This window comes from Paraburkholderia sp. GAS82, assembly GCF_050436285.1.
Taxonomy (GTDB): Bacteria; Pseudomonadota; Gammaproteobacteria; order Burkholderiales; family Burkholderiaceae; genus Paraburkholderia; species Paraburkholderia phenazinium_B.
In genome coordinates, this window is the sequence record NZ_JBNDLX010000012.1 from 57,390 (window position 1) to 77,240 (window position 19,851).

General features: G+C 61.0%; 17 protein-coding genes and 1 pseudogene. 10 read left to right on the forward strand and 8 right to left on the reverse strand.

Annotated features, from left to right (window positions below):
- Positions 1-223 precede the first annotated feature (223 nt).
- From P3T17_RS31090 to P3T17_RS31100, 3 genes are all read left to right on the forward strand, one after another.
- Entirely contained in the window at positions 224-1,771 is a 1,548-nt protein-coding gene (locus P3T17_RS31090; protein WP_074267327.1) for a methyl-accepting chemotaxis protein, read from the forward strand.
- 108 nt (positions 1,772-1,879) lie between these two features.
- The gene (locus P3T17_RS31095; RefSeq protein WP_429410478.1) at positions 1,880-2,584 is read left to right on the forward strand and encodes a hypothetical protein; all 705 of its coding nucleotides are present in this window, start codon (positions 1,880-1,882) and stop codon (positions 2,582-2,584) included.
- Between the two features lie 114 nt (positions 2,585-2,698).
- Positions 2,699-3,019: a pyrimidine/purine nucleoside phosphorylase gene (locus P3T17_RS31100; RefSeq protein ID WP_074267329.1), complete on the forward strand. Its 321-nt coding sequence runs from the start codon at positions 2,699-2,701 to the stop codon at positions 3,017-3,019.
- A 285-nt stretch (positions 3,020-3,304) separates the two neighbouring features.
- On the opposite strand, the gene P3T17_RS31105 is transcribed toward P3T17_RS31100, so the two are convergent.
- The 3 genes from P3T17_RS31105 to P3T17_RS31115 form a co-directional block, all read right to left on the reverse strand.
- Entirely contained in the window at positions 3,305-4,147 is an 843-nt protein-coding gene (locus P3T17_RS31105; RefSeq protein ID WP_429410480.1) for an EamA family transporter, read from the reverse strand.
- 166 nt (positions 4,148-4,313) lie between these two features.
- A complete protein-coding gene (locus P3T17_RS31110) occupies positions 4,314-4,958 on the reverse strand; it encodes an ureidoglycolate lyase (protein WP_074267331.1) in 645 nt (214 codons plus the stop codon).
- A gap of 139 nt (positions 4,959-5,097) precedes the next feature.
- Positions 5,098-6,231, reverse strand: a complete 1,134-nt coding sequence (locus tag P3T17_RS31115; RefSeq protein ID WP_429410482.1) for an FAD-dependent oxidoreductase — start codon at positions 6,229-6,231, stop codon at positions 5,098-5,100.
- A gap of 97 nt (positions 6,232-6,328) precedes the next feature.
- Here P3T17_RS31115 and P3T17_RS31120 point away from each other — a divergent pair, with 97 nt between their 5' ends.
- From P3T17_RS31120 to P3T17_RS31140, 5 genes are all read left to right on the forward strand, one after another.
- Positions 6,329-7,015, forward strand: a complete 687-nt coding sequence (locus tag P3T17_RS31120) for a TetR/AcrR family transcriptional regulator (RefSeq protein WP_429410484.1) — start codon at positions 6,329-6,331, stop codon at positions 7,013-7,015.
- A gap of 61 nt (positions 7,016-7,076) precedes the next feature.
- Positions 7,077-8,003 carry a LysR family transcriptional regulator gene (locus P3T17_RS31125; RefSeq protein ID WP_074267334.1) on the forward strand — a complete coding sequence of 309 codons (927 nt, stop codon included), beginning with the start codon at positions 7,077-7,079 and terminating at the stop codon, positions 8,001-8,003.
- Between the two features lie 181 nt (positions 8,004-8,184).
- Entirely contained in the window at positions 8,185-9,234 is a 1,050-nt protein-coding gene (locus P3T17_RS31130) for an Ldh family oxidoreductase (protein ID WP_429410486.1), read from the forward strand.
- 126 nt (positions 9,235-9,360) lie between these two features.
- On the forward strand, positions 9,361-10,641 hold the full coding sequence (locus P3T17_RS31135; protein ID WP_074267336.1) for an MFS transporter: 1,281 nt from the start codon (positions 9,361-9,363) through the stop codon (positions 10,639-10,641).
- A gap of 84 nt (positions 10,642-10,725) precedes the next feature.
- Complete coding sequence (locus tag P3T17_RS31140; RefSeq protein WP_074267337.1) at positions 10,726-11,457, forward strand: ABC transporter substrate-binding protein; 732 nt, start codon at positions 10,726-10,728, stop codon at positions 11,455-11,457.
- Between the two features lie 44 nt (positions 11,458-11,501).
- On the opposite strand, the gene P3T17_RS31145 is transcribed toward P3T17_RS31140, so the two are convergent.
- From P3T17_RS31145 to P3T17_RS31155, 3 genes and pseudogenes are all read right to left on the reverse strand, one after another.
- Complete coding sequence (locus P3T17_RS31145; RefSeq protein ID WP_074267338.1) at positions 11,502-13,070, reverse strand: M56 family metallopeptidase; 1,569 nt, start codon at positions 13,068-13,070, stop codon at positions 11,502-11,504.
- A gap of 5 nt (positions 13,071-13,075) precedes the next feature.
- Positions 13,076-13,444: a BlaI/MecI/CopY family transcriptional regulator gene (locus P3T17_RS31150; protein WP_074267339.1), complete on the reverse strand. Its 369-nt coding sequence runs from the start codon at positions 13,442-13,444 to the stop codon at positions 13,076-13,078.
- A 114-nt stretch (positions 13,445-13,558) separates the two neighbouring features.
- Positions 13,559-14,133: pseudogene (locus P3T17_RS31155) on the reverse strand (DUF308 domain-containing protein).
- 351 nt (positions 14,134-14,484) lie between these two features.
- On the opposite strand from P3T17_RS31155, the gene P3T17_RS31160 reads away from it, so the two are divergent.
- Entirely contained in the window at positions 14,485-15,498 is a 1,014-nt protein-coding gene (locus tag P3T17_RS31160; protein WP_429410488.1) for a Gfo/Idh/MocA family protein, read from the forward strand.
- Positions 15,499-15,721: 223 nt separating this feature from the next.
- On the forward strand, positions 15,722-17,053 hold the full coding sequence (locus P3T17_RS31165) for a collagen-like triple helix repeat-containing protein (protein ID WP_429410490.1): 1,332 nt from the start codon (positions 15,722-15,724) through the stop codon (positions 17,051-17,053).
- 242 nt (positions 17,054-17,295) lie between these two features.
- Here P3T17_RS31165 and P3T17_RS31170 read toward each other — a convergent pair whose 3' ends face one another.
- Both P3T17_RS31170 and P3T17_RS31175 read right to left on the reverse strand, forming a co-directional pair.
- Positions 17,296-18,354, reverse strand: coding sequence for a serine hydrolase domain-containing protein (locus P3T17_RS31170; RefSeq protein ID WP_429410492.1), 1,059 nt, complete (start codon positions 18,352-18,354; stop codon positions 17,296-17,298).
- A 37-nt stretch (positions 18,355-18,391) separates the two neighbouring features.
- Positions 18,392-19,687, reverse strand: a complete 1,296-nt coding sequence (locus tag P3T17_RS31175; protein WP_074269305.1) for an MFS transporter — start codon at positions 19,685-19,687, stop codon at positions 18,392-18,394.
- Positions 19,688-19,851 lie beyond the last annotated feature (164 nt).

Here is a 19,851-nt window from a genome sequence, read left to right on the forward strand (position 1 = left end):
TTTCTGATGGCCCGTTGCAGGACCCATCACGCGTCCTGCAACGGGCCGTAACATGGTGACGACGCTGTTACTACGCTTTTGCTACGCCGTTCTCAGCCCGTTGAACACCTGAAGTTCGAATCTCGCCTTCATTTTCCCGTTCTATTGCCGTAAACCCCAATGACCGCGCGCGCCTTTCCGGTGCGACGTTTTCCTGTTCCGCTGGCTGTGCCTTGAGGCGTCTATGTTTTCCAACATCACGATCCGCGCCCGTCTCGCCCTTGCGATGGGCTTCCTCGGCTTGCTCATGACGATTGGCGCTGTGCTGGGCGTGGTTGGCATTGCCCTGAGCAACGCAGATCAGAAGGAGCTCTATTCCAACGAACTCGCGTCGGCGATTGCGATCGGCAAGTTCAATTTCTTCTATGCGCGCGGCCGGCTGGTGCTGGACCGGATTGCTGCTCAGCCAGATCGTCCGGATGTCGCAAGCCTCGAAACTCGCGCACGCGAGCAGTTTGCGATCGGCGACCAGGCCTGGCAGACCTACCGTGCGCTACCCTCGGTGCCGCAAGAGCAGCAGCTGGCCGAAGCGGTCGAAGCCAAGCGGACGCTTGCCATGAACGGGCCGGTTGCCCAGGTGTTTGCCGCGATCGACCGGCGAGACACCGCGCAACTGGCCGATCTGATCTCGAACAAGATGACGGCGCCGTTCAACGAAATCACGGACCGTTCCGCGGAGCTCGAGAGAATGCAGGCGGATCAGGCACGCAGCCGGTACGACACCGCGCAGGATCGTTTCCACACGATTCTCGCGCTCGCCGCGGTCGGTCTTCTGATCGGGCTGTCGATGGCTGCATTCGCATGGCATGCGCTGCGCAAATCGATTGCAGGCCCGCTCGATGAGGCCATGCACCACTTCCGCGCGATTGCCGATGGCGACCTCAGCCGGCACATCGAGGTACGTTCGCGCGACGAAATGGGTCAGATGCTGCAAGACCTGCGCATGATGCAGTCCCGCCTCAGGGAGGCGATGGTCTCTGTGCGCGACGGAGCGCAATCCATCTCCACGGCGACCGCGCAGATCTCTGCGGGCAACACCGATTTGTCGCAGCGAACCGAAGAGCAGGCGGCTTCGCTCGAAGAGACCGCCTCGAGCATGTCGGAGCTGACTTCGACCGTGCGCCAGAATGCCGACAATGCACGTCAGGCGAGCGATCTCGCGCGGGTCGCGGTCGGTGTTGCGCACGAAGGCAGCGACGTCGTTTCAAAGGTCGTGACGACGATGGACGAGATCAACGCGAGCTCGAAGCAGATTGCCGACATCATTGGCGTGATCGAGGGCATTGCTTTCCAGACCAATATCCTCGCGTTGAACGCGGCAGTCGAAGCGGCGCGAGCAGGTGAGCAGGGACGGGGCTTTGCGGTCGTGGCGGGCGAAGTGCGTACGTTGGCGCAACGCAGCGCATCGGCGGCCAAGGAAATCAAAACGCTCATCAGCGAGTCGGTCAACCGGGTGGGGAACGGCACCGAGCTGGTCGGTCGCGCTGGCAAGACGATGACGGAGATCAACGACGCGGTGCGCCGCGTGACCGACATCATGGCCGAGATTGCGGCTGCGTCCGAAGAACAGAGCGACGGCATAGAGCAGGTCAACAAAGCCGTCTCGCAGATGGATGAAGTTACGCAGCGCAACGCAGCGCTGGTCGAGCAGGCGGCGGCCGCAGCCGTTTCGCTCGAGGAGCAGGCCACGCGCATGAGCGATGTGGTGGCGGTGTTCCAGTTGCCGGTTTGATCCACAGTCAGCAACCGATGGATGGCGGTCGCTTTGGCCTGAAAGGTCCTGTCGAATCGTTACAATGCTTCGATGAACCATGTCCCGCATCCGCATCGAGAGCAAGACATGCTGACCTCCTATTTCTGGAGCGGCGACGCTATCCGCAGCCGGCGCGTTAGCGACATCGTGCTATTCGACACGATCGACGTGCCCGTGCCGCCCGTGCGTCTGCTTGCGGATTGGGACAGGGAGATATCGTCGCGCATGGTTCTGGAGCCCGGCGACGTCGAAGTCATGCCTTTAGCGCGGGCACGTGCCCGCTGGCCCGATTACTCGCGCTGCGTGCAGGCGATGTTCGACTGGACGTCCTCGCTTGGATTGCCCGAAGTGCTGGCGTCTAGTGACATAGCCCTCATGGCCAGCCGCGGTGCGCGCTATCACTATGACGGTGAGCAATATGGCAGCGCGGCCTTTTGCAATCTCTTCCTGAGTGAGGACAAAGGGCTGGACCTGCATTTTCCCTCTTTGGACCTTCGTATTCCTCTAACCCGCGGAACGGCGGTCATATTCGACACATGCCAGCCGCATGGCGTAATTCCGCGCGGCAGTAATGGTTTTAATGTGCCTGATTTCACGCCTGATCAGGATTGGGAGCAGATATTCCTGACCTGGGAGCTACCCATCGAAGATATCCACGTAGCGCACGCGCTTAAGGTCGACTTCGATATCGACCCTTCGACCGCGTTGCAACTGGACACAGAGCAGGTTTGCCTGAACGGCGAACGTGTCGCGGTGTGCCCGGAGTCTGGTCGCTGGCGCTTGGCCGACTAGTTTTCTGGGCGGCGTCGGGGCCTGTATCATGACAGGCTTGCGCCCGTTAGAAAGCCCGCGCATCGGGGCCGCCCAACGTCAACGCATCCATTCACGATTACCCAGAGGAACGCCATGTCGGCCGCAACGCAATTCGATCAAGTTTCCGTTATCAAACGAGCCAACGTCTACTTCGACGGCAAATGTGTCTCGCATACCGTTCTCTTCGCCGACGGCACCCGCAAGACCCTTGGCGTGATCTTGCCCGGCACGCTCAACTTCGGGACCGACGCGCCGGAACTCATGGAAGTGCAGGCCGGCCAATGCCGCATTCGCCTCGAAGGCAGTGACGAGTGGAAGACATACGGTGCGGGCGAGACATTCTCGGTGCCCGGCAAGAGCCGCTTCGATATCGACGTGACCGAAACGCTGGACTACGTCTGCACGTATCTGTAAGCGCAGGGCAGTGGGCGTGCGGCGCCCCATACTCATGCAATCAAGGCACACTACGGTTGCTCTATTCCGAACGACCGTCCTTCTGCGCGTCGCCGTAAATCTTCGGTCGTTTCCCCCTTGTTATCGGGCTGCCACCCAGGTGGCCGGATTACATAGCCCACCGCTTCCTGTATCGAGCGCGCCGCAACCAGGTCGTGCCACAGCGCACGCCAGTGATTGAATTCGACGGTCAGCAGGTTATAGCTCGTCATTGGCCGTGTTGAGCGAGATCTGAATCGTGCTGGGTTAAAGCCCCAGACAAATCGCCCCGGCTGCGACGATCATGCATGCGAGCCAGCGCTTTGCGCTTACCGTTTCCCGCAAGAATACTCGCCCTATCAGCACTGCAAATACCACACTGGTTTCGCGCAACGCGGACACCGCACCCATCGCGCCCGACTGCAGTGCCCAGATTACGATGCCATACGCTGCGATCGATACCACACCGCCAATTAGCGACGAACCGACGGACAGCGGCGCCTCTCGCACCGGCTCCCACAGCGCCGTGAGCCCACGCACCGCGACGAACAGCACCGGCATCAGCCAATAGAACATGAACATCCAGGCGGTGTAGGCGAGCGCCTGGCCGCCGGATAAGCGCACGCCGATGCCGTCGATCACCGTATAGACCGCGATTGTCACGCCTGTTGTCAGCGCAGCCAGCACACCTGCGCGTGACACGTGTTGGCCCTGCAGCGCGATTGCGATGATGCCACCGGAGATCATCGCAATCCCGATAGCGTGCAAGGGGCCGATCGCTTCGTGCGCGAAGAGTGCTGCGCCGAGCGTGACAAGCAGCGGAGACGAGCCGCGCGCGACCGGATACGCTTGCGCCAGATCGTTGCGGCGATATGACCGCACGAGCGTCACGTTATAGACGATATGAACGAGTCCCGATGCGCCGATGTACGGCCACGCCGCGCGGGCTGGCCGCGGTACGAACAGGACGACGAGCGTGGAGATTGCCGCGATGGCGATGCTCATCCACGTCATGGAGAGGAACCGGTCGCGATTGCCATGCAGCATCGCGTTCCAGCTCGCGTGAAGCAGGGCGGCAAGCAGAACGAAACCGCCAGCATAACTAAGCATTTAGATTTGTAGCCAAGGGTATGGCAAACAGGATATCTATCCCGGCATCAGCTGACAAACCATATAAGTTGAGATCTCACGTTAGATAAACTCTCGTGAGTGAGAAGGCATGGCTCTTTTGCCGCGGCGGGCAGGCGCCGCGGTAAAAGGCTTACCCTTAGGCGTCTCAGCGGATGGGCGCTTCGAGGAGACAACCAAACTCCTGGGCAAATTCGACAGACACCCGTGCGTGGACGGCACCCTGTTTGTCGAAGAAACGTTGCGTGCCGCCAAGCGTGAACACGCCTTCATGCCAGATGTTTGGATGAATGTAGAGGCCCTGTTGCCCGTCGAAGCGAAAGCACACGAATTTCTCTGGTGCAATGTCATCCCCGGGCAACGCTAAGGGAATGTAGAAGGGGCGGTGGTCCAGCGGGAAAAACAGTTGCCCGCCGTCAGGATGATAGTTCGCATGCCAAAGCAACATGCGCTCCGGCGCATTCGGATTGTCTTCGCGGGCCGCTTCTGGTTCTGTTGCGTATGCCAGGACATAGTGACCGCCTACAGCCTCGTTTCGACCGTAGAGAATGTCGCCACGCCACTCGCTCACGAAAACGCCCTCGGTCGTGCCTGCCTGATCACCGGTGTCCGCGTCGATGGGTCTTGAACCCACCCTCGGCCATTGCACGATTTCGATTGAGCACTCACGCGGGTCTTCGACAAGCTTGCCAAAGCCTTCAAGTGTCGACGGAGTCGCGTCAACCACGGGCATCGACACGCGGCGGAGCCCAGAAGGAAGAGCGGGATTGAGGTAATCGATAGGTTCGGACATGGAGACAGTTTACACGACTCGGCCGTACCTGTTCGCTTCCGCGGGCACCTTGGAAGACGCGCCGCCTGTCCGGCTGGATCACGCAAGCTGCGCCACGGCACGCGCCAGAATGCGAGGTAGGAGCAGGGAAGGCGTGTGATTACCTGATGGCCTCATAACCGGTGAACATGGCAACCAGGCCCTCGGGTGCGTTGGGGCCAAGACACATGTTCAGGATTCTTTCCGACTCGACAGCTTCGGCCGCGCTGCGAGGAAAGATATCTTTCTCATACGCAATAAGAGCGGCCTCGATGTCACCTGGATTGGCGGCGATGGCCTTTCCGAGTTCAGCGCCATCGAACATGGCGAGGTTGGCCCCTTCGCCAGACGGCGACATCAAGTGCGCCGCATCGCCGAGCAACGTCACGCCGGGCACACGCGCCCACCTGTGCTCGACCGGGAGCGCATGAATCGCGCGCGGCACCGGGGCGGTCTCACCATCGGTGATTAGCGCTCTCAGTGCCGGCGCCCAACCGTCGAACTCTTCGGCGACGCGGGCCAAGGCAGTCGCCGGGTCGGAGAAGTCGATGCTGTCGATCCACTCCTTGGGCTTGTTCAACTCCACGTACGTGTGTAGCACCCCATTGGGTTCGCGGTGCGCGGCGATGCCTTTGCCGGGTGTCAGCGCGAACAGCGCGCCACCGCCGACCGCTTCCGCGCTCGCCTTGTGACGTGTGTCGCTGTCAAACAGGTACGTCTCGATGAATGACGTGCCGACATATGCCGGCCTGGCGTCGGAAAGAAGCGGGCGCACTCTTGACCAGGCGCCGTCGGCGCCCACGAGGAGGTCGGTAGACACCGTTGCGCCATCGGCAAAGGTCAACTCGTGCCGTCCATCGCCGAGTGCGGACACCGCTGTGAGTTTGTGTCCCCAGCGGACCGTGCCAGCAGGAAGGGAGTCGAGCAGAATCCTGCGCAGCTCGCCTCGCGGAACCTCAGGCCGACCGCCTGTGCCGTCGTCGGGCTCTTCAAAGAGGACATTGCCGTCCTTGTCGAGCACGCGTGTTGCCTGACCGCCGGCGTGGATGATTGCGCGGAATTGATCGAAGAGGCCCGCATCCTTGAGCGCGAGTTGCCCGTTGTTTTCGTGGATATCGAGCATGCCGCCCTGCGCCCGCGCGTTTGCCGAGGCTTCCGCTTCGTAGATCGTCGCAGTGATGCCATGGACGTGGAGAACGCGGGCAAGAGTCAGCCCGCCGAGCCCCGCGCCGACGATCGCAACTGAAGTATTCATCCTGATTCCTCGATAGCCGGAGGTGGCCGCAAGCTGCGGGCACTCACTGGAACGTCATTCCAGAGTAATATTGGAACGACATTCCATAGGTGTCAAGATGAGGCAGGGTAAAAAGGCACGTGGCACTCAACGGCGCGAAGACTCGCTGTCTCCGGATCGAATCGTCGAGGCGTCGATCGCGCTTCTCGACAGCAGCGGAGAGAAGGGCTTGACGTTTCGCGCACTGTCCGAGCGGCTTGCCACGGGTCCCGGTGCCATTTACTGGCACATCGCCAGCAAGAACGATCTGCTGACCGCTGCGTGCGACGCCATCGTCGCTCGCACGATGAGCGCGCCTGTGGATGACGCGACGCCGAAAGCAACCATTCGCGCGCTCGCGCTTGCCATGTTCGACGCGATCGACGCGCACCCCTGGGTTGGCTCAGCACTGACACGTGCCCCCGGGCAGTTGCCGATGGTGCGCGTTCTCGAACGCATCGGCCAGCCGTTGCGCGCTCTTGGCGTGCCAGACGAAGAGCGGTGGGCGACGGTGTCCGCGCTGCTGAGCTACATCCTTGGTGTCGGTGGGCAGAACGCGGCGAATACGCATTTCGCTCGCGAGCAAGGCCTCGATAGAACCAACTTTCTGGAGGAGGTGTCGACTGTGTGGTCTCAGCTCGATCCGGATGAATACCCGTTCACCCGCAGCGTTGCGAGACAGATGAGCGCTCACGACGACCGTGTCGATTTTCTCGTTGGAATCGATCTTATGCTTGGCGGGATTGGGGTAGCGCGTGGTCGCTGATATCGGGCAGCGTTACACCGGCCGTGCCACACACATGCCCCTTCATCGATAGACCAGCAAAATGAACTTTGATCTGTCCGACCTGCGTGCGTTCGTCGCCTCCGCCGATTTCGGCAGCTTTCGCGCCGCCGCCGACTCGCTGAACATCTCGCCGTCCGCGCTATCGCGCCGCGTGGAAAAGCTCGAATCGGCGTTGGGCGTGCGGCTCTTCGAACGTACGACGCGCAAGATGGAACTGACAGTCGCGGGCCGCTCGTTCGTCGAAAAGGCGCGCAACGTGCTCGCCGAACTGGAAAGCTCGCTGTTCGGCATGGAGGATCTAGGACGCCGGCTGACGGGACTCGTCACCATCGCCTGCGTGCCGTCGGCGGTAAGCTTCTTTCTTCCCAATGCCCTCAAGGCCTATCACCAGACCTATCCCGGCATCCGCGTGCGGCTGATCGATGAAACGTCGTCTGTCGTATTCCTCGCGGTGGCGCGGGGCGAAGCCGATTTCGGTCTCACCTATATTGGCACGCAGGAACCCGACATCGAGTTCACACCGATCCTGCAGGATCCGTTCGTGCTTGCCTGCCAGCGCGATCATCCGCTGGCGGGCAAGCGCTCGGTGAGCTGGGCGGAGATCGCACAGTACCCGGACTACATGCTGCTTGCGCAAGGCAGCGGCAACCGGACGCTGATCGACAGCGCGCTCGCCAATGCAGTGCGGCAGCCGAGCTGGTTCTGCGAAGTGCAGCACGTTCCTGCGCTTGTAAGCATGATCGAAGCGGGACTTGGCATCGGCATCGTGCCCAAGCTCGCGCTGCCGCGCGACCGTCATCGCTCGCTCGTCAGCATTCCGGTGACGGGCCCGAGCGTGGTGCGCACGCTCGGTGTGATCCGCCGCAAGAACCGGCCGCTGCCGGTGGCTGCGCAGCATTTCTTCGATCTGCTCGTGCGGGCGCGCGGCGGCACCCGTCAGCGCGCCAAGTCACGAGCGACCGCCTGAAAACGCGTGTTTCCATGCCTTTCCGGCAGACGCGGGATTCGTGCGTGCAGCGCGTTAATCAAGCGAAAAAATGCGTTTGTCATGGGAATCGGTTTGGTCCGATCATGTGTGAAACCCAGCGGCACCACACGGCAGCCGCATGAACCGCACGGTTTGCAGATCGAAGGAGACGACCCGTTCCATGACCCAGTCCACGTCCACAAATGGCATCGTCAGCAAGGCACGGCTGACCGAACTGTCGGTCGAAGCGCTCTGTGCGCTCGGCCTGAATCGTACCGACGCCACCGACGCCGCCACCATTCTCGTGCTGGCGGATCTGTTCGGCTTGCGTACGCACGGCACGAGCCGAATCGAATCGTACGGCTCACGCCTGCGCATCGGCGGCATCAATCCCACGCCGTCGATTACGTTGGAGCAGGTTGGCCCCGCGCTTTACCGGCTCGACGGCGATAACGGCGTCGGCCCTCTCGTGGGCTTCCGTGCTCTCGAACTGGCGATGAAGGCCGCACGCGAACAGGGCATCGCGTGTGTGTTCGTGCGTGGGAGCAATCACTTCGGTCCCGTTTCGCCGTATTCCTACCTGGCCGCGGCGGAGGGCTTTGCCAGCATCATCGGCAGCAATGCGACGACGACGATCGCGCCATGGGGTGGCACCGACGCGCGGCTTGGCAACAGTCCTGTGGGCTTCGGTGTACCGAATCCCGGTGGCCGTCCGTTCATTCTCGACATGGCGATCAGCGTCGTCGCGCGCGCCAAGATTCGCAACGCGCTAAAGCGTGGCGAAGCGATTCCGGGCGACTGGGCCACCGACGCGCAAGGCAAGCCGACCACGGACCCGAAGGCCGCGCTCGATGGCTTCCTGCTGCCAATCGGCGGCCATAAGGGCTATGGCCTCGCGCTGGTCGTCGATCTGCTCGCGGGGCTGCTTTCCGGCGCGGCTTATCTGACGCACGTGAAGTCGTGGGAAAACGAGCCGGACCAGCCGCAAAACCTTGGCCACTTCTACATCCTGATCGATGTCGCGATGCTCGGCAGCGGCGCGTGGCTCGCCGCGCGCATGGCCGACTATGCCGCGATCCTGCACGGCTCCGCGCCGGCTGATCCGAACGCGCCCGTGATCGTGCCTGGCGAGATCGAGCTGGACCGGCTGGACCATCAGATGGCCGACGGCATCGATATCGGCGCAGCGCAGCTCGCGATGCTGGAAGCGGCCGCGCGCCCGCAGAGCTGAAGCGCCGGTTCGCGCATGATCCGCGCATCAGGCGGAGACGCGCCGGCGAGGAGACACGCGGCGGACTCAGGCGGCCCATCACGGCGCTTGGCCCGCAAGCGCATAACGACATTGGAGGAGCTACAGGTGACGAAAATCCGCTGGCGCATCGTCCTGCTGCTGTTCATCGCGGGTTTCATCAACTACCTCGACCGGTCGGCGCTGTCTGTCGCGGCGCCGGCGGTCATGCAGGAGCTGCACTTGTCGCCGGCCAACCTGGGGCTGGTGTTCTCGACGTTCTTTATCGGCTATGCGGTGTTCAACACGATCGGCGGCTGGGCGGCCGATCGTTGGGGCGGCAAGCGCGTCTTTTCCGGCGCGATCCTGATGTGGTCCGTGTTGTGCGGAACAACCGGCCTCGCCACCGGCTTCGGCTCGCTGCTGGTCATCCGTACGTTTTTCGGCATGGCCGAAGGACCGCTCGCGACGACCATCAACAAGATCGTGAACAACTGGTTTCCCCACAAGGAATCGGCCACCGCCTTCGGCTTCGCCAATTGCGGCCTGCCATTGGGCGGCGCGGTTGCGGGTCCAGTCGTCGGACTGCTGACCGCGGCCTACGGCTGGCGCATCGCATTCGCCGGCGTCGCGTGTCTCGGGTTGATCTGGCTGGTGTTCTGGCAATTCATGACCACCGATCGGCCGCATCAGCATGCGCACGTATCGGAAGAGGAGCGCAGGCTGATCGGTTCCGACCGTGCCGTCTCGGAGGATCCCGCTGATCTGAAGCCACTCGGCGCTTACCTCAGACAGCCCGCCATTCTCGCAGCGATGATTTCGTACTTCGGATACAGCTACATCCTGTTCTTTTTCCTCACGTGGTTCCCGAGCTTCCTGATGATGGACCGTCACCTGAGCCTGAAAAGCATGAGTCTCGCGACGGTGCTGCCGTGGCTGCTGGGCTTCGTCGGTTATGGCTTGAGCGGCCTGCTGTCCGATCTGATTTTCCGCCGCACGGGCAATGCGCTGCGCGCGCGCAAATGGGTGCTGATCGTGTGTCTTGGCGCGGCGGGCATCTGCGTCGCGCTCGCAGGCACCGTGACGACCACGCTCAGCGCATTGCTGCTGATGGCCGTCGCCGTGTTCGCGTTGTATCTGAGCGGCAGCACGTACTGGGCGCTGATCCAGGACACGATTCCCGGCGCGAAGCTTGGAAGCGTTGGCGGATGCGTGCATTCGATCGCCAACTGCGCGGGTATCATCGGCCCTGCAGTGACGGGTTTTCTCGTGCAGCGGAGCCATACCTTCTTCAGCGCTTTCGTGCTGGCGGGGGGCATTGCGCTCGCGAGCGTGCTCGCTGTCGCGATTCTTTTGCGGCCGGGCTTGCCCGGCCGGCTCAAGGCGAGCGAGGCGCGCATAGCCGGTTGAAATCACTGCCCACTGCATCTGGGAACTCGCCGTGAAGCATCGACAGCGGCCCACACGAACCGAATCTCGAACCTACTCATAGCCATGAAAGCCGATCCGTCTGTCATTCAAGCCTTTACGCCCGCAGGCAAGCTGCGCGCATCCATCAACCTCGGCAATCCGATTCTCGCGGGTAAGGATGCGTCGGGCACGGTCGTCGGGGTCTCGGTCGATCTTGCGCGCGCTTTCGCTGCAAAGCTCGGTGTGGAACTGGAACTCGTTGTGTTCGATGCGGCTGGCAAGTCCGTTCAAGCGGTTAGCGAAGAGCGCGCCGATTTCGGCTTTTTTGCCGTCGATCCGTTGCGAGGTGAGACCATCGCATTCACCGAACCGTATGTGCTAATCGAAGGCTATTACCTGGTGCGCGATGCCTCGCCGATTCGCGACAACGCGGACGTCGACCAGCCTCAGCATCGCGTGGCTGTCGGCAAGGGCAGCGCCTATGATCTGTTTCTTACGCGCGAACTCAAGCATGCGCAGATTGTGCGCGCGCCCACCTCGCCGACGGTCGTTCAAACGTTCCTCGACGAGAATCTCGAAGTCGCGGCGGGGGTCAAGCAGCAGCTCGAAGCCGATGCGCGCAACGCGTCTGGCCTGCGTCTGATCGACGAGCGCTTCATGGTCATCCGCCAGGCGATGGGTGTGCCCAAGAGCCGTGGTGCCGCGGCGGCACATGCGTTGCACGCGTTCGTTGAAGAGATGAAGGCGTCCGGCTTTGTCGCCGAGGCTCTCGAGCGGCATGGCATCGTCGGCGCAACTGTCGCGCCGGCTGCTTGACGCGAGGGGTGCGGACCGGTAGCGACTAGCTGGCGTGTGGGCGTTCAGGGCCCCACTTGTACGAGAAGGCCATCGATGATGCCGTTGTCAGCGAGATGAATGCGCCAGGTAGAAGACCCCGAATCGTGCGTAACCTGATAGATGTCCCAACCCTGGTTGCCCACACCCACAAACCGGACATTTTCAACAGGACCTATTCGATCCAGGTCTTCTTTGATTCTGGGCAGTTGCTCTCGCGTGGCCTCTTGCAAGCCGGTCGACATTTCGGCGTAAAGCGGATTTCCTGACTGCAAGCCGTCAATGTTCCGGCGAAGTGCAGATTCGCTTCCCGGAGTTGCAGTCTGGCTCTTGACCTTCGCAGCGAGCGTTGCCTCCATCTTTTCCGCTTCGGCAGAATCGATTCGCGGCATTGTGATATCGCGGCCATTCTGGTGATGGATCAAGGCAGTAACGTGGCCTTGATCATCAACCACAAACGTCTGCGTCGCCTTGACGACCTTTGCAAAAAACTCTGTGTTGCTCATGGGATACTCTTCAACCCATCCTTGCCCTGTAAGCTGGAGGGCCAGATGGTCGCCTTCGCGTCGGACTTTCATCACCGCTGTACCGGTAAACTTGTACGTGCCAACATATCGATCCAGAATTTCAGCAGCTACGGGCACTTGAGTATGTTCGCTTGAAGCTTCGTTCATGATAGGTGGGCTCACTTGTGCGGCCAGAGTGACCAGGGTGATTGACATACATCCTAGAAGTACTGCGATTAGCAATTTCCGCTTGGCTGGCTTCCTTAGCATCAGCTTTAGACGTCGCTCTAAAAATGATCTGGACTCCGACATGCCAGCTACTGAGCCGATGTATCGCGATTGCCGTTCTCCGACTGCGATTAGCGTTTCGCCGTAAACAGAAAACCTGTGTCCGGCCTCCAGGACTCTGGCGTCGCAATCGACCTCGATGGCGTACCTGAGTCGTCTCAATTGCCACCAGAGTGGCAAATTCCACGGCATCAGCGCGATCAGGCAGAGTGCGATCGTGAGCAGTCTCGGGTCATGAGCGTCGATGTGTGAACTCTCGTGCGCCATGACAGCTGCCTGTTGCTCCAGAGGCGAATCAAGGAGCCAGGCTGGCAAAACAATCTGAGGGCGGAGAAGGCCAACAACAGCGGGGCCAGCGTCACTCGATAGATACACTGAAACGCCGCAGACGGATGCAACAGTCCATTGCCGTTTGCGCCACTGCAAATGTGTTGCGCTGATCAGCAAAGCCAGAATCATCAATATCGACGCTCCAAGCCATACGTCTTTGGCATGGAGTTCAGCGTATTGAAACGTTGAAGAGCCACTGTCGTGATTTTCGACCCAGACTGCAGGAGATAGACGCGTCGACGTGATCTTATGCAGAGCGATTACGTTCGGGGGCACCGACGGTTTCAGGTCCTCGGGGATTTCGATTGAAACCGACGTCATGAGCGCTGGAATGGCCAGCGATGCGACGATCGCGAGAAGCCAGAACCCTCTGCTGGGCGATCGCCGGTCCCGTGCGGAGTGTTCGGCAATGAGCGCAGCCACGGATAGAACCGCCGACACCGACACCGCGTAAATCATCCACGTCAGCATGCGGGCTACTCCTCGTCTGGTTTTTCTTTCAGTAGCTCACGCATACGACGAGCTTGCTTGGGCGTGAGATTCTTATCTGCCACCAGGTGCGCAAATAACAATTCCGTTGATCCACCGAATAGCTTGCTCGTGAGGTGCCGCAAAGCGCTTTTGCGCGCGGCTTGCTGCTTAACGGCTGCAGTGTAGCGGTGTCCCCGACCCTCTTCCACGTGGGTTACATAACCCTTGCTTTCCAGCGTGCGAAGGATCGTCAAGACAGTGGTGTAGGCGAGGTCATCTGCGAGTCCAGCACGAACCTCGCTGACAACCGAGGGGCCGCGTTCCCATAGTATGTGCATGACGTCAGCTTCGCGGTCGGTTAGCGAGATGTCCAAAATGCCTCCTACTAAAGATGTAGTAGATCGTAGGATGAACGTCGTGTCCTGTCAACTAGTTTTATAGTAGATGCGAGTGCGACCGCCGGGATTTTCACCGAGATCTCAAGGCGTTCAGGCAACCTTGCGTCGCAGCTGGCCAACGGATAGCAAGAGCGCAGACACGAGAAAATAGACGGCGCCCACCGCGGCATAGCCAGCCACTTTGGCAATAGCGGGAGGCATTGGCGCATGGGCCTGCACGATGAAAATGTACCTGCCAATGCCGACTGTCCGCCGCTCAGGATCATCGCCCACTGCGCACCGAAGCGCTTCCAGCGGCGGACGGCAGTGCCGAGCTGAAGCAACCCGGCAAGTATGGCCCAGACGCCAAATACGCCGAGAACACCGTTCATGTTCACCGTCCACGCCACGATCACTGCAACCGCTGTCAGGACGCTGATGAGGACGTTGGTGGCCTGGGTGCGATTTTCAGCCATCCCTCCGCTACGCGACATGTCGACGTAGTTGGCCAGAGCATCCCATGCGGGGTAGACGACGAGCAAGACAGCCGCGCCGACCGGGGAATGCTGTCCGATGGAGAAAGCAAGTGCGACCCAGATAGCAGAAAACGCGGTCCGAATAAAGTAATAGTGTTTGAGCCAGCGTTCTTCCCGAACGCGAGTGGTATCTTCGTGATGAGCAACCATTGCGACTCCTTAAAGTTTTGACAAAGGCGGCCCGACTGCGCGTGATCTATCGCACGGCTAAGGCTCGCGTCGATAGAAAGGATCGCACCTGACTTGTCTCTGCGGTATCGGTCAAATGACCGACTCTGGCTAATACCGGTTCGAATGCAGCGACCGGCCAGAATGCAGCGACGGTTCGATTGCGAAAGCGGTGGTGGGCGCTCTTGTACCGGCGGTGGTGGTTGTGGTCGCCGCGTGTAGACTGGCAGGATCGGATGCGTCTGGTCTTTCGCGGGCTCATGAACTGGCCGGCTCACGCGATTGTCCAGTCTGTCTCTACTCCTCAGATACTTGATCGGAAAAGGAGAAGTCATGGCAAAGGATGAGATTGTCTGGGGGATCCTGGGCGCCGCGAAGATCAACAACAAGGTTGTCGTGCCCATGCGCAGCGCGCCAAAGTGTCGGGTGAAGGGCATCGCGTCGCGGTCTCACGAGAAGGCTCGGGAAGCCGCCGCCAAATATGGTCTGGCCGTGGCATACGACAGCTACGAGGCGCTTCTGGCGGACCCGGAAATCGACGCGGTTTATATTCCGCTACCCAATCACATCCACGTGGAATGGACGATCAAGGCCGTCGAGGCAGGCAAGCACGTCCTGTGTGAGAAGCCGATCGGGCTGGACGCCCAACAGGTCGAACAGCTCATCGCTGCGCGCGACAGAACCGGCCGTTACATACAGGAAGCGTTCATGGTTCGCACGCATCCGCAATGGTTGAAGGTGCGGACCTTGATCGACGAAGGTGTGATTGGCGAATTGCGGGCAGTGACCGGCGGCTTCACCTATAGCAACACGAACCCGAACGATATCCGCAACCAGAGCGAACTGGGCGGAGGTGGTCTGCTCGATATTGGTTGTTATCCCATCACAACGTCACGCTTCGTTACCAGGTGTGAGCCGGGGCGGGTGGTTGCCCTGATGGAGCGGGACGCAATATTCGAAGTGGACCGGCTCGGCTCCGTGCTGATGGATTTTGAAGGTGTGCAGGCGAGTTTCTTCTACTCGACTCAGACCTATAGCTATCAGCGGATGCAATTTCACGGCACGAAGGGGCGGATCGAAGTCGAGATTCCATTCAATGCACCAGCGGATCGACCGACGCGTCTGTTAGTGAGCGAAAACACCAGCGCCGGTGTCGCGACTGATCGCTGGGTGGAACTTCCTGTGTGCGATCAATATGGCATCGCAGCGGCCACGTTCGCCGAGGCGATATTGAGCGGACGCCCGCAGGCCATACCGCTAGAAGACGCACGCGCAAATATGCGAGTGATCGATGCTGTGTTTCGCTCGGCCCGATCCGGCGCGTGGGAGAGAGTCCCGGAAAGTTGAGGTGCTTCGCGGGGGGGCATCGCGTTACGTTACACACGCTGGCTCGTTGAGGTGTTCCTCGACACATCCGCTTTGGAATGCGGCTTTCCGAGTCGGCGCTCTATAATTAACCCATTGATTTGAATGATATTTTTTGCGATCAATTCCTTCGTCTTACAAACCGGCATAGGTCTTGCAGTTAGCTCCCCGCAGCAGATAACCACATTTGCGGGGGAGCTTAACCATGAACAGATTCAAACTGTCGGCGATCGCGATGTGCGTGTCGTCGATGATCGTCCTGACGGGCTGTGGAAGTACGCCGACGAAGCCGGGCGGAGTTGGAGCAGGTGCTGGAGCAGGAACAGGTGGTGGTACGCCTACACCGACGCCTACACCGACGCCAACGCCGACGCCAACGCCAACGCCAACGCCGACGCCGACGCCGACGCCGACACCAACGCCAACGCCAACGCCAACGCCAACGCCAACGCCAACGCCAACGCCAACGCCAACGCCAACGCCAACGCCAACGCCAACGCCAACGCCCACGAGCGCCAACCCGCTCGGCGTAGTGGTCCAGAACGCAGGCAACGTCGTGACCAGTACCGGCCAGACGGTATCGTCGGTGGGCAACCAGATTAGCCTCACGCCGATTCCCGGCGCGAATCCTGCCACCACAACAGCGCTCGGCAACGTTGTGTCGAATCTCGGCGCCGGCGTTACCGCATTGGGCGCTGGCGCGACGAACGGCCTCGGACAGTTGGGCAATTCCGCCAATCCGCTAGGCCCGACGGTGTCGAGCACGGGCAACCTCGTCTATGACGCGGGCCAGGCGGTCAACAGCGCCGGCCAACTCGTAAGCAGCCTGGGCAGTGGTCCCACGGCGCCGCTTAGCCCGCTGACCACGCCGCTCGGCAACACAGTCTCCACGGTCGGCAATGCTGTCAGTGCGCTCGGGACGCAACTCACCACCACGCTGTCCACAGGATTCATTCAGCAGGTGACGCAAACAGTGAGCGCGCCCATCACGCCAATCACAACCGTTCTCACGCAGACGACTCAAACCATCGGCGACACGACCGGTCTCGGCTCGCCGCTGAACGGCTTGCTGTCGACGATCGGTCACGGACTGGATGGCGCTGGAACCAAGCTCAGTGGTGCGACCGGCAATCCGATTGGACAGAATCTCGGCAATGTCGTGACGGCAGTCGGCAACACCGTCACCTCGGCCGGCGGCTTGCTCACGGCAGGCGGCACACCAGGCAACCCGCTCGCACCGCTGACCGGCATTCTCACCTCGTTACCCGGCACCTTGAGCGGCGTGGCAGGCGGCGTGAAGAGCGGCGGCACCAGTCCGCTTGCGCCGGTGACGTCGTTGGTGACCACGCTAACCGGCTCACTCGGTACGGTCGCGGGCTCGGGTACGGGCGGCACGGGCGCCGCCGGAAATCTGCTTGCGCCGGTCACGGGGCTGGTCAGTACCTTAACGGGTGCATTGAGCGGGGCGACGACGGCCACAGGCACATCTGGCGGCGGATTGCTTGGCGGCCTCGACGGTTTGGCCAGCAAGAAGTGACAGGATAGGAAAGCGATGCAAACGTCCGCCCAAGACGTCAAATGTCTTGGGCGGCGACACAACTAAAAACTTCGGTATGCAGATTATCGACCGCGTCACTTTCAGAAGAGATCATTGCCCACGAGAATGACCTTCGGCAGCACTGCAACGCGTTCATCGTCGACACGTGCAAGGGGCTCGATAATCTCGTTTGCATCGACATCAACGCCGTTGCCCATGTCGGGAAACAGGAACGGCTACGATTAAGCTGCGCGGGGCGCCTCGACCGCTTCCAGAACTCGCCCAAAGAACTCGTTCGCGTGCGCAGGATTCAACCACCGGACGATTACGGTCATGCGTCGCTCGGGCTCGATCCATGTGAAAGAGCTGCCGGCTCCGACGCCGAAATAGCTTGACGCCGGCACGCTCGGGAAAATCTTGCGATCGGTATTGAGCCACACAAGGTAACCGTAGAACGGCGCAATCGCACATGGCGTACGCATACGCGCGATCCACTCGCGAGACAGAATCTGCCGGCCGTCAACCATGCCTTCGTTCAATAGCAGTTGCGCCACTTTGAGCTGATCGTTCGCGCTGACGGACATCCCGCCGCCCCAGTGCGTCCCGCCCGGCACGGATTGCATGCGCCGGCCGTCGATCTCCACCCACGCATTGTCGTAGCCAACCCATTGCCAGTTTTCGCTCGCGCCCGCCGGGCGCATGATCGCCTCGCGGAACACCTCGGGCAATGGTTTCCGGAACAGATGAAGCAGCGCCAGCGAAAGCTGGTTGATACGCACGTCGTTGTATTCCCAATACGTCCCGGGGCGCTGCAAAGGACGCAGATCACCTTTTTTGCCGTCCGGTGGTGCCGCGAAGTTGACGGCGCGATAGTGGTCCGCCTGATCGGACAGGCCAAAGTACGTGCCCTGCCATTCGCTTGTTTGCTGCAGCAGATGAGCCCAGGTCACGGCGGCATTGTGCTCATCGTCAAAGCCGATGCCGGGCACTCGCACGTGCACCGGTTCGTCTACGTCCGGCAGCAGGCCGCGGTCGTAGGCAATGCCTGCGAGTAGCGCCAGGTACATCTTCGCGACGCTGAAAGTCAGATCGGCCCGGTCGGGCTCGCCCCATGAGGTCAATACGCGTCCATCGAGTGCGATCGTGCCGGACACGGGACCGCGGTCATGCACCGGCCCGAGCAACCGGTTCCACGGTGGCGGGTCGTTCACATGCACGCCCCACATGCCATCCACATGGCGGTCCCAAAGCGACTCATGATCAACTGCAAACTGCACCGCTTGTTCAAAATCGTATTGCATTCGTAGGATCCCGATTGGTTCGAAGGGCCCGGCTGACCTAGTGGGCATTCAAACGTGCCCGCGCCCACACCACCGTGAACAGACTGATGATGGCCGCGAACATCAGATAGAGGCCGGGCGCCAGATTATTGCCTGTGGCCTCGATCAATGCCGCCACCGCGAGCGGCGTGAAGCCGCCGAAAACGGTCGTGCCGATGTTATAGCCGAGCGCCATGCCGGTGGTGCGGGTGCGGGTCGGGAACAGCTCGGACATCAACGCAGGAATCGGCGCGAAGTAGGTGGCCTTCAGCAGGGCGACCCACACCACCGCGGCAAGCAACGTCGCAAGCGACGGATGGGCGTTCATGAACATGAACGCAGGATAGACCGTGAAGAAGAACAACGTGCCTGCGACCAGCATGATGCGCGTGCGGCCCACCTTGTCGGACCAGTGTCCGACCACCGGTGTCAGCACCATCATGATGAACCCGGCGGCCAGCGTCGCAATGAAGCCTGACGATGGCGCGAGGCCGAGTTGCCGCGCTGCATACGTCGGCATGTACAGCAGCATATAGTTGGCCGTGGTGGTGAGCACCAGCGAGCCGATCGACACCAGCACGCGTTCCTTCTGGGTAGCCAGTAGTTCACGCACCGGCGAACTCGACTTCTCCGCCCGTTCGAACTCCGGCGTTTCATCCATGCGGCGCCGGATATAAAGCCCGATTGGACCGATCAGCATGCCGAACAAAAAGGGAATGCGCCAGCCCCAGCCTTCGAGCTGAGGCTGCGTCAACGTGCCGGTGAGCACTGCGCCGAACGCCGAAGCGAGCAGCGTGCTTGCCCCCTGGCTCGAGAACTGCCAGCTCGCCATGAAGCCTTTCCGTGCCGGCGCATGCTCGATCAGAAACGCCGTGGAGCTGCCGAATTCGCCGCCAGCGGAAAAGCCTTGCAACAGACGCGAAACGAAAATGCCGATCGGCGCGACCAGGCCGATCGTGGCATAGGACGGCATCAGCGCGACCATCCCGGTGCCGAGCGTCATCATCGAAATCGACAGCGTCAATGAAGCCTTGCGGCCCTTGCGATCGCTATACGAGCCGAGCGCCAGCGCACCAAGCGGCCGCGCCAGATATGACAGCGCGAACGTGCCGAGCGTGAGCAGCAGCGACACCGTCTTGTCATGCGTTGGAAAAAACAGCCGCGACAGCGTGGTGGCAAAGTACCCGTAGACAATCAGGTCGTAAAACTCGAGCGCATTTCCAATGGACGTTGCCAGGATCAGGCGTGATACCCCGGCATGCGAGACGGGCTTGGCGAGGGATTCGCTTACAACGGCTGCTGAATCAGGGCTCATGGAGGCGTCCTTGGTCGACATCGTTCTCCGTCGTGACGCGCCGTGGGCGCGCGCCTGGCTCGTACGAAGCAGTGTAACGATCTTGGCGTGGACGATATTTGTGGACAATTACAATATTTGGCAGATATCGTTGCCGAAACGGCAAAGCGGGGAAGCCTGACCGA

Coding starts and splice junctions, on each gene's coding strand:
- P3T17_RS31090 (WP_074267327.1), top strand. CDS start 224: ATGTTTTCCAACATCACGATCCGCGCCCGTCTCGCCCTTGCGATGGGC.
- P3T17_RS31095 (WP_429410478.1), top strand. CDS start 1,880: ATGCTGACCTCCTATTTCTGGAGCGGCGACGCTATCCGCAGCCGGCGC.
- P3T17_RS31100 (WP_074267329.1), top strand. CDS start 2,699: ATGTCGGCCGCAACGCAATTCGATCAAGTTTCCGTTATCAAACGAGCC.
- P3T17_RS31105 (WP_429410480.1), bottom strand. CDS start 4,147: ATGCTTAGTTATGCTGGCGGTTTCGTTCTGCTTGCCGCCCTGCTTCAC.
- P3T17_RS31110 (WP_074267331.1), bottom strand. CDS start 4,958: ATGTCCGAACCTATCGATTACCTCAATCCCGCTCTTCCTTCTGGGCTC.
- P3T17_RS31115 (WP_429410482.1), bottom strand. CDS start 6,231: ATGAATACTTCAGTTGCGATCGTCGGCGCGGGGCTCGGCGGGCTGACT.
- P3T17_RS31120 (WP_429410484.1), top strand. CDS start 6,329: ATGAGGCAGGGTAAAAAGGCACGTGGCACTCAACGGCGCGAAGACTCG.
- P3T17_RS31125 (WP_074267334.1), top strand. CDS start 7,077: ATGAACTTTGATCTGTCCGACCTGCGTGCGTTCGTCGCCTCCGCCGAT.
- P3T17_RS31130 (WP_429410486.1), top strand. CDS start 8,185: ATGACCCAGTCCACGTCCACAAATGGCATCGTCAGCAAGGCACGGCTG.
- P3T17_RS31140 (WP_074267337.1), top strand. CDS start 10,726: ATGAAAGCCGATCCGTCTGTCATTCAAGCCTTTACGCCCGCAGGCAAG.
- P3T17_RS31145 (WP_074267338.1), bottom strand. CDS start 13,070: ATGCTGACGTGGATGATTTACGCGGTGTCGGTGTCGGCGGTTCTATCC.
- P3T17_RS31160 (WP_429410488.1), top strand. CDS start 14,485: ATGGCAAAGGATGAGATTGTCTGGGGGATCCTGGGCGCCGCGAAGATC.
- P3T17_RS31165 (WP_429410490.1), top strand. CDS start 15,722: ATGAACAGATTCAAACTGTCGGCGATCGCGATGTGCGTGTCGTCGATG.
- P3T17_RS31170 (WP_429410492.1), bottom strand. CDS start 18,354: ATGCAATACGATTTTGAACAAGCGGTGCAGTTTGCAGTTGATCATGAG.
- P3T17_RS31175 (WP_074269305.1), bottom strand. CDS start 19,687: ATGAGCCCTGATTCAGCAGCCGTTGTAAGCGAATCCCTCGCCAAGCCC.